Here is a 13,146-nt window from a genome sequence, read left to right on the forward strand (position 1 = left end):
CTGAGCGCCCAGTATCATCACCAAACGGGGGAGACTTACTTGTTGGTGAACTCAGGATAGGCTTCCATCCCACACTCGGAGATGTCGACACCCTCGTACTCTTCCTCTTCGGTCACACGCAGTCCCATAACCGCTTTGAGGATAGCCCAAACCACCAGGCTTGCACCGAAGGCCCAGGCAAAGATGATCACTGTGCCATAGATTTGTGAACCAAATGCCGTGTCACTGTTAGTTAATGGCACCGCCATCAAGCCCCAGATACCCACAACACCGTGAACCGAGATCGCACCGACAGGGTCGTCGATTTTGAGCTTGTCCAAGGTCAGGATGGCAAACACAACCAGCACACCACCAACCGCACCAATCAGAGTCGCCTCGATAGGGCCTGGTGTCAGCGGTTCAGCCGTAATAGCAACCAGACCAGCAAGCGCGCCGTTCAGTGCCATGGTTAAGTCCGCTTTACCGAACAGGATGCGTGCAACAATCAGCGCTGCAATCAAACCACCACTTGCCGCAGCATTGGTATTCACAAACACCTGTGATGTTGCGTTGGCTTCATCGATGTTGGATATCATCAACTCAGAACCGCCGTTGAAACCGAACCAACCCATCCACAGAATGAAGGTACCCAGCGTTGCCAAGGGCAAATTTGCACCGGGAATCGCGTTGACCTGGCCCGCTGCGCCGTATTTGCCCTTACGAGCACCCAGCAGCAGTACACCAGCAAGTGCGGCAGAAGCACCACACAGGTGAACTACACCAGAACCCGCAAAGTCAGAGAATCCAGCCGCGTCAAGGAAACCGCCGCCCCACTTCCACATACCTTGCAGCGGGTAGATAACACCTGTCATTACCACCGCAAAAGCGAGGAAAGTCCAAAGCTTCATACGCTCAGCAACCGCACCAGATACAATGGACATTGCCGTTGCAACGAACACCACCTGGAAGAAGAAGTCTGATGAGCCTGAGTAGTAGATATCGCCATTAGACGCGAGTACTTCTTCTACGCTAGCGTCGGCAATACTGTTGCCAAACCAGCCGTCAGGCAAAAAGCCACCCGCACTGCCACCATACATGATGGTGTAACCCATCAGCAGGTACATAGTACAAGCGATCGCAAACAGCGCGACGTTTTTAGTCAGAATTTCAGTTGTGTTCTTAGCCCGAACAAGGCCGGACTCCAGCATGGCAAAACCTGCCGCCATCCACATTACGAACGCACCACAGACCAAGAAGTAGAATGTGTCCAGGGCGTATTTGACTTGTATGATGTCTTCCATCACATGCCCTCCAAAGGGAGTTTGTTACAGAATATTTTTGTTAGAGCGAAAGCTCGACAACTCAATAATTTAGATTGCGTCTTCGCCAGTTTCACCAGTACGAATACGAACAACCTGTTCCAGCGGGGCAACAAAGATCTTGCCATCACCAATTTTGCCGGTGTTGGCAGACTTGCTAATCGCCTCAATGGTTGAGTCAACGCTACCGTCAGCGACCGCCACTTCAATTTTCACTTTGGGAAGAAAGTCCACGACGTACTCTGCACCTCGGTACAGCTCGGTGTGACCTTTCTGACGACCAAAACCTTTTACTTCTGTCACGGTGATGCCCTGAACACCGATATCAGACAGTGCTTCACGCACATCGTCGAGTTTGAAGGGCTTAATAACAGCCGTAATCAATTTCATCGGATATCTCCTATCAATGTGCGTCAACCACACATGTGAAATTGCTTATTAAAATTGGCTGGCGACCCAAAAGGGTCACCAGCCCCTGAAATTACATTGAGATAGGCAGGCTGTAAGAAACAACAAACTTCAGATCGTCATCGTTGTCTTCATCCATCATCTGGCTAAATGTGAACGCCAAATTGTCGTTGTAAGCATACGAAACGTCGAAGTGTGCATAGTTTGCATCTTCGTTGTTGTTCTCAGTACCGCCAAGCAAGAAAGAGAAGCTGCCAACGTCATAACCTAATGTGTAATAGTTATAACCCTGTGCACCCGCAATATTGTCATAAATGGTCAAGCTGACAGGCCCCACACCCAAACCAAGAATGACTTCACTCAGGTCACCATAGGTGTCGCCGTTGTCGACAAAGCCCGCGCTAGAACCGGGGTAGACATAGTTCCAAACACTCAAGTCGATACTAACTGGGCCCGCTTCAGTGGCGAAACCAGCATAGTAGTCAACTTCTTGGCCGTTAGTATCATCGCCGCTAGAACCCCAAACACCGGCATAGAAGCCAGCTTCGCTAATCGTGATATCACCAGAAACAGCAGGAGAGCCGTCGCTGAGATCAAAACCACGCCACAAATACAAACTGGCTACACTGGCACTCGCAGACACATCAACAGCAGACGCTGGAGCAGCAACCAAGGTCATTGACGCAGCCGCTACGCTAGCTGCAAGAAGGTTTTTTACGTTTTTCATGTCTTAAGTCTCCACTTAGGTTTGTAAGAGAGTGATCACACACAATCTTGTCGTTGTAATAGCATTTTCGATGCCAACATTATTTTTATAATTAAAATTCAATGACTTATGCATTAATTGCTATTCGTTTAAACGACTTTTACAAAGCTCAAAGAGCACATTAAGGGTGCATTTAATGTGGCCGCACAACTTAGGTGCATTTTTTTATAGCTTTAAAGGGGAATGCATCAAAACTAAGCAGCCTGCTCCGAGTAGACATGGAGGCAGAAAGGGAATGAAAACCAAAATGGTATAATTTCACAATTTAAAACAAGTGCTTAGTGAAACTTTCTGTGTCGCAACGTAGACGCTCTTGCAAGCGCCCCCGTAAATCGCACCACGATAGAACCACTGCACCGATGCGCACCACTCAAGCAGAATGGGCTAAGGGCATCACAATCTTTTAGCACCAAAATAGAATGGCATCAGTATGACTGGGCAGAAATGGAGCAGGCCCAGAGCTGGGCCTGCTGAAAAGATTTATTTTGCGTTTTCTAAAACTTTAACCCGGCGCTCCAAGGCCTCTAGGCGCTGCAATAGCGAGCGATTTTCTTTGGCTGATGATTGACTAGCCGCAGGGGACTGCATCATCAATGAATCAATCATGACGGCTCCGCTACTCCCTGGCTCACCGGACAAGCCCACGCTGCCTGATAAACCGGCCTCACCTCCTGAAACCCATTGACGGTTTCCCGCCAAGGTTTTCTTGGTAATGTAGTGACCACCACCGCCCTCACCGCTGCTGCCACCTCGGCCACCCGCACCGCCTTTCCCAGGCTCTGCACTGACCTTGACTCGCTGTGATACATCGATCGGCTCCAGATCACTGCCAAGCACTCTATACAAAATGGTGATTTCGCCACCGCTGCCACCTACGCCGCCATCACCGCCGTCGCCGCCATCGCCACCGCGCTCGCCGGCACAATCATCGTTATTATCAGCGCCATTACCGCCGCTGCCACCGTTACCCCCGTTTCCGCCATCAGCGAGAATATTGAGGCTACCCAGCGACTCGATTCCCAGTTGCAAGCGCATCGACACACCATCTGTGCCCGGCGCCCCATGGGCACCACCTTGGCCGTTTAACTGGTTTTTGCAATTATTAGCAGACACCCCACTGATGCCAGATTCGCCAACACTGCCACGACCATCAATAACAACATTGTCACCAATGACAGCCGTTTTAGCTTGAACTCGCCATGCCGCGATTCCCTCAGCAAAACGAATATGGGCGGCATCACCGATTTCCAAATAATCAAGAACCAGCTGAGAGTTGTCTTTCTCAACCAGATAACTTTGACCAGGCCCAATCTTCAGCTCAGCGGCTAAAGTCATTGCAGGCAATAAGCCCAGCATCATTACTGCAAAGGATCGCATCGTGTCATCATCCCAAATATAAATGTGGCAAAAGTGTAACCCGTAGTGGCTTTCATCGTCACACCTCTTCGCCACTGCTGTCGTTGTTTATTGCAGATACAAGCATGAAGTTAACAGCCGCCTTTATTAACCTAACAACAAAAACACCCCAAAACCCACCGCAAAACTGGCCAAGCTACCTTGTAACGAAATTTGCAAACGGCCATCGCGATTAGCGGCAATCAACAAACCTCTGCGAAGCGTCGCGCCAACCCCGAGCATGGCCAGCAACAGACCAAAATTAAACAATAAGATATGCAACATCCCCCACGCAGGGGAGGAAAAGTTAGCTGCGGGTATCAAGGCCAGCAACGGTGCCGAACCGGCACTGCCATGCACAAGCCCCACCAACATCGCATTGCTCCGCTTACCGTCATGGACGGTATTACCTTTATGCTGTTGCCAGAGGTGATAAAAAGTATGTACGCCGATCAATATCAACATCCACGCAACGGCAGACTCAGCAAACGCACTAAAGCGCTCTGGAATAGCCGCACCAAAGACAATCACTGCCGCGGCAATAATAATAACAGCGACACCGTGGCCCAAGCCCCAGTGTAATGCAAAGCGAACACTGCGCTTACCATCACTGCCACTGAGCCCACTTACCGCCGCCAGATGATCTGCATCAAAGGCGTGAAGTACACCGGCCGCAAACCCCATTGCCAACATACTCGGCAGAAAACCGATATCCATGTGCTAAATTCCTCTAAACCTTTTTAAGCTGCGCTTGTCAGCATGCCCTGCTCAATAACAAAAGTAACCACCTCATCAAGTCCCGACTCGTCCTTTAAGTTTGTGAACACAAAAGGCTTGCTGCCGCGCATTCTTGTAGCGTCTTTGTCCATAACATCAAGACTTGCACCAACTAAAGGCGCCAAGTCAGTTTTGTTGATAATCAGCAAATCTGAACGCGTGATACCCGGGCCACCTTTACGGGGAATTTTATCGCCCGCGGACACATCAATGACGTACAAGGTTAAATCGGACAGCTCCGGACTAAAGGTCGCCGCCAGGTTATCGCCACCGCTTTCAATCAAAATCAACTCAAGGTCAGGAAAGCGTTTATTTAATTCTGCTACCGCAGAAAGATTCATCGACGCATCTTCTCGAATTGCCGTGTGGGGACAGCCCCCGGTTTCCACCCCTAGAATACGATCTTGCTCCAACACCTCGTGGCGCAGCAAAAACTCCGCGTCTTCTCGGGTATAAATGTCATTGGTGATAACAGCAATATTGAAGCGGTTTTTCAAACGAGCACAAAGGGCTTTCACCAAGGCGGTTTTACCTGAGCCCACCGGGCCACCAATACCCAGACGCAATGCCGGTTTTTTCATTTCTTGTAAACTCCTTATTCGCGTTTATGAACGAAACAGCCGCGAGTACTGCGTTTCATGTTGTGCCGAGGCAACCGCCAAGCGGGGCAAACCCACACCTAACTCATCGTCCTCGCGTTGTTTTGCATTTATTACTGTTTGCTCAAGCAGAGGCATTAATCTCAGCAACAAACGCTGGCCGTCGGTCTGCCCCAGCGGCACTAATTTAATGGCCGCAGCAACTTGGTTTTCTAACCAGCTCCAAGCAAAGCCCTGCATGGCATCGGCCTCGGTCAACTGCCAATAACAGGCCGCCATGGCAAAGGCAGTGGCAAAGCTGGGCGTGCTTGCTTCAGGCCAACGGGCGGCAATATCCAAATTTAATGACAGCAGCAAACGCTGCAGCGCTTCACCCATTTGCCTATCTTCCAATAGCAGCTCATGGGATTCCCGAGATGCCTGCAGATAATCGTTCCAGTATTCAGCCTGAGCCAAATCGCCATTGCTAAAAGCCCGATACAAACGTTGCAATACCGGCAAATCCAAGCCACCCACGCTATGACTCAACACCGAACCAATCCAGTCTTCGGCCTCAGCCAAGGACGAGACCCAATGTTGCTCAACGGCAAATTCCAAACCCTGGGAATAGGCGTAGGCCCCCACAGGCAACGCCGGACTGACCAGATGCAATAAGTGAAGCAACGGCGCACTAGCCATGGGCGTGTCCGTGATGATGATCGTGAGAATCATGACCGTGACTGTGGCGATGCTCAGCGCCGCCATCATGGCTATGATAAGCACCATTTTCAGGGTGAAAAGGCTTCTCGGTCACCACAACCTGCAGCCCCAAGCCTTTAAGCATATCGTCCAGTACATGGTCGTGTTGGTAGCGAAGCTCACCAGCCATGATCTGCAGAGGCACATGGCGATTACCTAAATGGTAAGCCGCCCGGGCCAACAGCAAAGCATCCGCTGATTTCACTTCACTGACTGTCTCATCTGCCGCCAATATCGCGATTTTTTCGCCCGTACTGGCAACCAGTACGTCGCCCTGGGCCAACACCTCGCCACGCTCCACAAACCAACCCACGTCCTTGCCGCATAGGGTTTTGGCACGAAAGCGACTGCGCTGACGCTCTTGATAACAGAGCACTAATTGCAACTCCAGCTGAGTTTCTGCGCCCCTGTGGTGTTCAAAGCATTCGAGCATATATCTTATTCATCCTGATCCATTTCATTTTTCCCGCCACCTTACTTACTGGAGGGAGCGGGCACCGACCGCGATTCGTGCAAATCTCTTTCGGCCTCAGCGCGGCCTCCTACAAACCCTTCACCCCGCCCTGTAGGAGCGGGCGCCGACCGCGACAGAAGCGACTTCAACCCCTGCCAACCCCTTCGGCCTCGGCGCGGCCTCCTACAAGCCCATCACTCCGCCCTGTAGGAGCGGGCGCCGACCGCGACAGAATCGACCTCAATCCGTGCAAACCTCTTTCGGCCTCAGCGCGGCCTCCTACAAACCCATTACCCCACCTGTAGGAGCGGGCGCCGACCGCGACAGAATTTACCTCAAGCCCTGCCAACCCCTTCGGCCTCGGCGCGGCCTCCTACAAACCCATCACCCCGCCTTGTAGGAGCGGGCGCCGACCGCGACAGAATCGACCTCAATCCATGCCAACCCCTTCGGCCTCGGCGCGGCCTCCTACAAACCCATCACCCCACCTGTAGGAGCGGGCGCCGACCGCGACAGAATCGACCTCAATCCCTGCCTACCCCTTCGGCCTCGGCGCGGCCTCCTACAAACCCATTACCTCACCCTGTAGGAGCGGGCGCCGACCGCGACAGAATCGACCTCGATCCATACAAACCCCTTCAGCCTCGGCGCGGCCTCCTGCAACCCCATCACGCCGCCTGTAGGAGCGGGCGCTGACCGCGACAGAATTTACCTCAAGCCCTGCCAACCCCTTCGGCCTCGGCGCGGCCTCCTACAAACCCATCACCCCGCCTTGTAGGAGCGGGCGCCGACCGCGACAGAATCGTCCTCGATCCGTGCAAATCTCTTTCGGCCTCAGCGCGGCCTCCTACAAACCCATCACCCTCCCCTGTAGGAGCGGGCGCTGACCGCGACGTTCTCCCCAACATTAAAACAAGCAATAACGCTGCGCTAATGGCAACTCGGTTGCGGGTTCGCAGGTGAGCACCACACCGTCTGCTTTCACTTCATAGGTATTGGTATCCACTTCCATTACCGGCTGATAATCGTTGAGGACCATGTCGGCTTTAGTAATATTGCGGCAATTTTTAACGGCGACCAGCGGCCGCTGTAAACCCAGCGTTTCAGCCAAATTCGACGCCAGCGCCGCCTGGCTGACAAAGCTCACCGAGGTAGCCGTACAGGCTTTACCAAAGGCACCAAACATCGGCCGGTAATGCACCGGCTGCGGGGTGGGAATGGAGGCATTGGGGTCACCCATCGGCGCGGCGGCAATCATACCGCCCTTGATAATCATTGATGGTTTTATGCCAAAGAACATCGGCTTCCACAGTACCAAGTCCGCTAATTTCCCCACTTCAATCGAGCCGACTTCATGAGCCAGACCCTGGGTAATCGCCGGGTTAATGGTGTATTTGGCAATATAGCGCCGGGCGCGAAAATTATCGCTGTACGCCGAATCTTCAGGCAGCGGTCCCCGTTGCACTTTCATTTTGTGGGCGGTTTGCCACGTCCGGCAAACCACTTCACCCACCCGCCCCATGGCTTGAGAATCTGACGAGATCATTGAGAAAGCACCGAGGTCGTGGAGAATATCCTCTGCAGCAATGGTCTCTTTACGAATCCGCGAGTCGGCAAAGGCCACATCCTCAGGAATATTGGGATCAAGATGGTGGCAGACCATCAACATATCCAAGTGTTCGTCCACGGTGTTGATAGTATAAGGGCGGGTGGGATTGGTGGATGACGGTAAAACATTGGCGCTACCACAAGCCTTGATGATATCTGGCGCATGACCACCCCCGGCACCCTCGGTATGGTAGGTGTGAATAGTGCGCCCTTTAAACGCCGCCAACGTGTCCTCTACAAAGCCAGATTCATTCAAGGTGTCAGTATGAATCGCGACCTGCACGTCGTACTTTTCGGCCACACTCAAGCAACAGTCGATGGACGCTGGCGTCGTACCCCAGTCCTCATGAAGCTTAAGCCCCATCACCCCCGCTTTAACCTGCTCTTCCAGCGATTCGGGAAGACTGGCATTACCTTTACCCAAAAAGCCCAGGTTCATGGGAAAACTTTCAGCGGCCTGCAACATTTTGCCAATATGCCACGGTCCCGGTGTACAGGTGGTGGCATTGGTACCCGTGGCCGGACCAGTGCCACCACCAATCATGGTGGTCACACCGCTCATCAAGGCCTCTTCAATCTGCTGGGGACAAATAAAATGAATATGGGCGTCAATGGCACCGGCCGTCAGGATTTGCCCTTCACCGGCGATCACCTCGGTACCGGGGCCAATAATAATGGTCACATCCGGCTGAATATCCGGATTACCGGCCTTGCCAATCGCCGTGATACGCCCCGCTTTGATGGCTACGTCGGCCTTGACGACGCCCCAGTGATCCAAGATCAAGGCATTGGTAATCACCGTATCTGGGGTATGGGCACTGCCCAGCTGGCCTTGCCCCATGCCGTCGCGAATCACTTTGCCACCGCCAAACTTCACTTCTTCGCCGTAGGTAGTAAAGTCCTTCTCCACCTCAATCCATAGCGCCGTGTCGCCCAGGCGGACCCGATCGCCCACAGTTGGGCCATACATATCCGCGTAGGCGCGGCGGTCTATTTTGCTCATGATTTACCTCCAGCCTGACCATCCAACGGCCCCATCACATCGCCGCGAAAACCGTAAATTCGGCGCTCGCCGCTTAGCGCCACCAGCTCTACCTCACGACTTTGGCCGGGCTCAAACCGCACGGCTGTACCTGCGGCAATATTCAAACGAAAACCTTTGGCGGCCTCGCGATCAAACTGCAGTGCTAAATTGGTTTCATAAAAATGATAATGCGACCCCACCTGAATAGGCCGGTCACCACTGTTAGTCACCTCAACAATAAGGGTTTGCCGACCGACATTAAGTTCTATCTCGCCCTTGGCAACGTCAACTTCTCCGGGAATCATGGTGTTTATCTCCCTTTAAACAATGGGGTTGTGGACGGTGACCAGCTTGGTGCCGTCGGGAAAGGTAGCCTCGACCTGCACCTCATGAATCATCTCTGCCACACCGTCCATCACATCCTCCCGCCCGAGCACCTGCTTGCCTGCGCTCATCATTTGCGCCACGCTTTTGCCTTCACGGGCACCTTCCATCACCTCGGCAGTGATCAAGGCAATGGCTTCCGGGTAGTTCAATTTTAAACCCTTAGCCTTGCGCCGTTCGGCTAACAAGGCTGCCGTAAAAATCAGCAACTTATCTTTGTCTCTGGGACTTAATTCCATCGTTGTGCTTCCATTTTGTTGTCTTCGTCATAGTAGCCAGCACCGACCACGATATTCTTCACCAAAACCCATCGGCCTCAGCGCGGCCTCCTACAAACTCGGCATTGCCTCTAATCCCGTAGGAGCGGGCGCCGACCGCGACATTCTTCACCAAAACCCATCGGCCTCAGCGCGGCCTCCTACAAACTCGGCATTGCCTCTAATCCCGTAGGAGCGGGCGCCGACCACGATATTCTTCACCAAAACCCATCGGCCTCGGCGCGGCCTCCTACAAACCCGGCATTACCTCTAACCCTGTAGGAGCGGGCACCGACCGCGAGACCTCGATCCGCGCAAACCTCTTTCGGCCTCAGCGCGGCCTCCTACAAACTCATCACCCCACCTGTAGGAGCGGGCGCCGACCGCGACAGAATCGACCTCGATCCGTGCAAACCTCTTTCGGCCTCAGCGCGGCCTCCTACAAACCCGGCATTGCCTCTAATCCCGTAGGAGCGGGCGCCGACCGCGATGGATCAACACCCCACAGGCCAGGCCTTAGGTATTCCAAATTCTCGGTCGACAGGCTTCGCGACCATTCAACAACGGCCGCAACTGCCCCCATAAATATTCAAAGCCTTTGCGACAATGCTCCGGCGAGTTGCCAAGATAGCGGGCCATAAACACATCTCGACGTTGAGACAAACCCCACTCAGCCTGGCATTTGTCAAAATAAGGCTGCGCCGCCAAACCCTCTCGCAATACGTCCAAGGTGGCCCGGTCGGCCTCAAGCGTGGCAAACAGGCTGCCGCTCACCCAGCGATTCGCCATTCCCCAATTCGCGCGAAGCATATCGCTACCGCCTTCCCATAGGGTGCGCTCGTTCAGCAAAGGTCGGCCATCGCGCAGGATAGTAAATCTTTGCAGGCAACGCCCTGCGTCAAATGACTCACCACTGGCCCGACGACCCAGTACCACGATATCCCAAGCCAGTAATTTTGCATTACCGCTGAGGTGAAAATCATTGCGCAATTCAGCTTCAGCACCGTCAAAAATAATGGTTTCTTGGGGCAGCCATTCCAGACAAGCATCGCTGCTAATATGCGCGGTAATGCCTTGGAGCTGGGCCGTTTTCTGTTTGTCGCTTTTATAGGCCTTGCCCGCCGAAGGTGTGGTTAACAAAGCTTCGGCGCCAGTGCCCAGATCGATAGCCACCTGCAATTCATCTCCTGGCACCATGCCGCCAGGGGGGTGCAATAAATACACATGGCAACACTCACCTTCGGGATAAAAGGGTCGCTGAATACGCAGTGGCCCTTTATGCAAGACATGACGAATATCAGTTCGTCCAGGCCCCTTTAGCAGCTCCAGCTCAATAGCTGCTGACCAAGACCGGGCAATCTTGTCTGACTGCTGGCCAGCCACATCGGCGACGACTGCATAGGGAATGTTCAAGTAAAATCCTTCTTTTCATTGTCATCCAGAAGCAATATGCCCCCAAACTATAGCGGCGAAAAAGCAATATCTATACCAGCAAAATTGAACTGGCTGCTCTAAAAAGAATACAACAGTAAATGCCTTGCTGCTTTTGCGCTACACTTAGAACCAAGATACAGCCCCTACCACCAAAGCATTGAGTTAGTGGATTTATGAGTAAACCCGATTTTTTTAGTCAGCTTGCCGAACAGGCAAACCGCATCATTAAAGACGGCCCAGACATTCAGCAAGATATTGAGGAAAAGATTAAAGTACTGCTGCAAAGCAGATTACGCAAAATGGATATCGTCTCCAGAGATGAGTTTGATGCTCAGCTGGCCGTACTCAACCGAACCCGCGCCAAGCTGGAGGCCATGGAAGTGCAGCTGGCCGAACTAAGCCGCCAACTGGAAGCCTTGGAAAACAACAAAAGCGCCGACTAAGGCCTGCTACACCACACTAAAAATTCGCCACGGCCAAAACTCAAGGATGAGTCTATGCCCCTCGCCACTGTTTTTAGCCGAGCCAAGCTCGGCGTTAAAGCGCCATTGGTTACGGTAGAAGTCCACCTCTCATCGGGCTTACCGGCCTTCCATATTGTCGGCTTGCCAGAGGCCACGGTCAGAGAAAGCCGCGACCGGGTGCGCTCCGCACTCATTAACTCCCGTTTTGACTTTCCCGTCAGCCGCATCACCGTCAACCTGGCCCCAGCAGACCTGCCCAAAGAAGGTGGCCGCTTTGACCTGCCCATTGCCATTGGCATTTTGCTGGCGTCAGCTCAAATTCCCGTCAAGGCTGTTGATGGTTACGAATTTATTGGTGAACTGGGACTCAGTGGCGAGTTGCGCGCCGTAGATGCCGCGCTACCCGCCGCCGTGCAGACCCACCACGTTAACAAGGTGCTCATCCTCCCCGCCAGCAACGCAGGCTTGGCCGCCATTGTCGATAGCCAGCACCTCCGAGAAGCTCAATCCCTACTTGACGTTGTCGCACACCTACAAGGACAGAGCAGTCTGCCCTTTGGCTCCGATGCGCCTCCCGGCACAGGCACAACCAAAACCATCGACTACCCCGATCTTAGCGATGTATTGGGCCAGCAAACCGCCAAACGCGCACTGGAAATTGCCGCCGCTGGAGGCCACAGCCTGTTGCTAAGCGGCCCTCCCGGAACCGGCAAAACGCTGCTGGCCAATCGACTGGCCGGTATTTTGCCGCCCTTAAATGAGCAGGAAGAACGGGATATCGCTATTGTGCAGTCCATTGCAGGCAAGCCATTAAACCTACACCGCCCCTTTCGGGCGCCCCACCACACCGCCTCTGCGGTAGCGTTGGTTGGCGGCGGCAGTCAGCCGCGACCCGGCGAAATTAGCTTGGCGCACGGCGGCATTTTATTTTTAGATGAGCTGCCCGAATACCCACGCAAAGTACTAGAAGTGCTACGAGAACCTTTGGAGTCTGGCGAGGTGATGATTTCCCGCGCTGCGCAACAGCTGACGTTTCCTGCAAGATTCCAACTCGTCGCAGCGATGAACCCCTGCCCCTGTGGCTACGACGGTGACCCCACTCAAGACTGCCGCTGTACCCCGGACCAAATACAACGGTATCGGCAAAAAATCTCCGGGCCTTTACTAGACCGTATCGATCTGCGCATCACCGTGCCTCGACTACCACCAGGCGTATTGCAGTCCCTCTCAGCTGGCGAAAGCAGCGCCATGGTGCGAGAGCGGGTTTGCGCCGCAAGAGCACTACAGCTAATACGCAGCGGCGACTGCAATGCCAATTTAAGCGCAACCGAAGTGCGTCAGCACTGCGTACTTGGCCAGCAATGCAAAGAGCTAATGGTAAAAGCTGAGCAGCGTTTGGGCTTAAGTGCCCGGGCCCACCATCGCATTATCAAAATTGCCCGAACCATTGCCGACCTCGCCAGTGAACCGAAAATCACGCTGCCCCACCTACAAGAGGCCATTGCTTATAGGGGCGACTTCTAACCCCCTGCAAGTCTCG

General features: G+C 53.5%; 14 protein-coding genes. 2 read left to right on the plus strand and 12 right to left on the minus strand.

The window, feature by feature from the left end:
* Positions 1-35 precede the first annotated feature (35 nt).
* The 12 genes from IMCC21906_RS00905 to IMCC21906_RS00960 all read right to left on the minus strand — a co-directional run bounded on the left by IMCC21906_RS00905 (position 36) and on the right by IMCC21906_RS00960 (position 11,121).
* Positions 36-1,280 (minus strand): ammonium transporter, encoded by a 1,245-nt coding sequence (locus IMCC21906_RS00905; protein WP_047010589.1) that lies wholly within the window; start codon positions 1,278-1,280, stop codon positions 36-38.
* A 69-nt stretch (positions 1,281-1,349) separates the two neighbouring features.
* Entirely contained in the window at positions 1,350-1,688 is a 339-nt protein-coding gene (gene glnK / locus IMCC21906_RS00910) for a P-II family nitrogen regulator (protein ID WP_047010590.1), read from the minus strand.
* Between the two features lie 91 nt (positions 1,689-1,779).
* Positions 1,780-2,433 (minus strand): TorF family putative porin, encoded by a 654-nt coding sequence (locus tag IMCC21906_RS00915; RefSeq protein ID WP_047010591.1) that lies wholly within the window; start codon positions 2,431-2,433, stop codon positions 1,780-1,782.
* A 519-nt stretch (positions 2,434-2,952) separates the two neighbouring features.
* Positions 2,953-3,849, minus strand: coding sequence for a hypothetical protein (locus IMCC21906_RS00920; protein ID WP_156165952.1), 897 nt, complete (start codon positions 3,847-3,849; stop codon positions 2,953-2,955).
* A gap of 126 nt (positions 3,850-3,975) precedes the next feature.
* Positions 3,976-4,584: a hypothetical protein gene (locus IMCC21906_RS00925; protein WP_047010593.1), complete on the minus strand. Its 609-nt coding sequence runs from the start codon at positions 4,582-4,584 to the stop codon at positions 3,976-3,978.
* Between the two features lie 23 nt (positions 4,585-4,607).
* A complete protein-coding gene (gene ureG, locus IMCC21906_RS00930) occupies positions 4,608-5,225 on the minus strand; it encodes an urease accessory protein UreG (RefSeq protein ID WP_047010594.1) in 618 nt (205 codons plus the stop codon).
* A 24-nt stretch (positions 5,226-5,249) separates the two neighbouring features.
* Positions 5,250-5,921, minus strand: coding sequence for an urease accessory protein UreF (locus IMCC21906_RS00935; protein WP_047010595.1), 672 nt, complete (start codon positions 5,919-5,921; stop codon positions 5,250-5,252).
* On the minus strand, positions 5,914-6,414 hold the full coding sequence (gene ureE / locus IMCC21906_RS00940) for an urease accessory protein UreE (protein ID WP_047010596.1): 501 nt from the start codon (positions 6,412-6,414) through the stop codon (positions 5,914-5,916). The genes IMCC21906_RS00935 and ureE overlap by 8 nt, the downstream gene beginning before the upstream one ends.
* Positions 6,415-7,342: 928 nt before the next feature.
* On the minus strand, positions 7,343-9,046 hold the full coding sequence (gene ureC, locus IMCC21906_RS00945) for an urease subunit alpha (RefSeq protein WP_047010597.1): 1,704 nt from the start codon (positions 9,044-9,046) through the stop codon (positions 7,343-7,345).
* Positions 9,043-9,372 carry an urease subunit beta gene (locus tag IMCC21906_RS00950; RefSeq protein ID WP_047010598.1) on the minus strand — a complete coding sequence of 110 codons (330 nt, stop codon included), beginning with the start codon at positions 9,370-9,372 and terminating at the stop codon, positions 9,043-9,045. Before IMCC21906_RS00950 ends, ureC begins: the two co-directional genes overlap by 4 nt.
* Before the next feature lie 15 nt (positions 9,373-9,387).
* Positions 9,388-9,690 carry an urease subunit gamma gene (locus IMCC21906_RS00955; protein ID WP_047010599.1) on the minus strand — a complete coding sequence of 101 codons (303 nt, stop codon included), beginning with the start codon at positions 9,688-9,690 and terminating at the stop codon, positions 9,388-9,390.
* A 534-nt stretch (positions 9,691-10,224) separates the two neighbouring features.
* A complete protein-coding gene (locus IMCC21906_RS00960) occupies positions 10,225-11,121 on the minus strand; it encodes an urease accessory protein UreD (protein ID WP_052763290.1) in 897 nt (298 codons plus the stop codon).
* A 194-nt stretch (positions 11,122-11,315) separates the two neighbouring features.
* Between IMCC21906_RS00960 and IMCC21906_RS00965 the strand changes: the two genes are divergently transcribed.
* Entirely contained in the window at positions 11,316-11,585 is a 270-nt protein-coding gene (locus tag IMCC21906_RS00965) for an accessory factor UbiK family protein (RefSeq protein WP_047010600.1), read from the plus strand.
* A gap of 54 nt (positions 11,586-11,639) precedes the next feature.
* On the plus strand, positions 11,640-13,130 hold the full coding sequence (locus IMCC21906_RS00970; protein ID WP_047010601.1) for a YifB family Mg chelatase-like AAA ATPase: 1,491 nt from the start codon (positions 11,640-11,642) through the stop codon (positions 13,128-13,130).
* Positions 13,131-13,146: the final 16 nt, after the last annotated feature.

The organism is Spongiibacter sp. IMCC21906, assembly GCF_001010805.1.
Classification (GTDB): Bacteria; Pseudomonadota; Gammaproteobacteria; order Pseudomonadales; family Spongiibacteraceae; genus Spongiibacter.

What these genes read in the sequence shown, in the direction of transcription:
- IMCC21906_RS00970 (WP_047010601.1), top strand. Translation starts at nt 11,640, where the DNA reads ATGCCCCTCGCCACTGTTTTTAGCCGAGCCAAGCTCGGCGTTAAAGCG.
- IMCC21906_RS00905 (WP_047010589.1), bottom strand. Translation starts at nt 1,280, where the DNA reads ATGGAAGACATCATACAAGTCAAATACGCCCTGGACACATTCTACTTC.
- IMCC21906_RS00925 (WP_047010593.1), bottom strand. Translation starts at nt 4,584, where the DNA reads ATGGATATCGGTTTTCTGCCGAGTATGTTGGCAATGGGGTTTGCGGCC.
- IMCC21906_RS00935 (WP_047010595.1), bottom strand. Translation starts at nt 5,921, where the DNA reads ATGGCTAGTGCGCCGTTGCTTCACTTATTGCATCTGGTCAGTCCGGCG.
- IMCC21906_RS00965 (WP_047010600.1), top strand. Translation starts at nt 11,316, where the DNA reads ATGAGTAAACCCGATTTTTTTAGTCAGCTTGCCGAACAGGCAAACCGC.
- IMCC21906_RS00955 (WP_047010599.1), bottom strand. Translation starts at nt 9,690, where the DNA reads ATGGAATTAAGTCCCAGAGACAAAGATAAGTTGCTGATTTTTACGGCA.
- ureE (WP_047010596.1), bottom strand. Translation starts at nt 6,414, where the DNA reads ATGCTCGAATGCTTTGAACACCACAGGGGCGCAGAAACTCAGCTGGAG.
- IMCC21906_RS00920 (WP_156165952.1), bottom strand. Translation starts at nt 3,849, where the DNA reads ATGCGATCCTTTGCAGTAATGATGCTGGGCTTATTGCCTGCAATGACT.
- glnK (WP_047010590.1), bottom strand. Translation starts at nt 1,688, where the DNA reads ATGAAATTGATTACGGCTGTTATTAAGCCCTTCAAACTCGACGATGTG.
- IMCC21906_RS00950 (WP_047010598.1), bottom strand. Translation starts at nt 9,372, where the DNA reads ATGATTCCCGGAGAAGTTGACGTTGCCAAGGGCGAGATAGAACTTAAT.
- IMCC21906_RS00915 (WP_047010591.1), bottom strand. Translation starts at nt 2,433, where the DNA reads ATGAAAAACGTAAAAAACCTTCTTGCAGCTAGCGTAGCGGCTGCGTCA.
- ureG (WP_047010594.1), bottom strand. Translation starts at nt 5,225, where the DNA reads ATGAAAAAACCGGCATTGCGTCTGGGTATTGGTGGCCCGGTGGGCTCA.
- ureC (WP_047010597.1), bottom strand. Translation starts at nt 9,046, where the DNA reads ATGAGCAAAATAGACCGCCGCGCCTACGCGGATATGTATGGCCCAACT.